This window comes from Pseudomonas sp. AC463, from assembly GCF_979253585.1.
The window spans coordinates 1-253 of record NZ_CEEDDZ010000900.1; the positions used below are offsets into that span (position 1 = coordinate 1).

The 253-nt window shown below is 63.2% G+C and carries 1 protein-coding gene; it reads right to left on the minus strand.

Annotated features, from left to right (window positions below; all coding sequences use genetic code 11):
• On the minus strand, positions 1 to 253 hold a 253-nt coding region (locus tag AC0IYH_RS32835), incomplete at both ends, for a TonB-dependent receptor plug domain-containing protein (protein ID WP_471838555.1).

Sequence of the window (253 nt, forward strand, 5' to 3'; positions counted from 1 at the left end):
GGGCAGGTAGGTCAGGAAGCTGGTGGGGAAGCCGTCGTACATGATGTTATCGACGTCGAAGCCACGGGCACTGAAGCTCGGACGGCCGACGCCGCCGGAGCCGTTGAGGAAGATGCCCGGCGTGCTCTGGATCACGTCACTGATACTGGTCATGGCTTTGTCGTCCATGCGCTTGCGAGTGACCACGCTGACCGACTGCGGCGTTTCGCGCAGGCTCAGGGGCAGTTTGGTGGCCGTCTGCATGGAGCCAGTG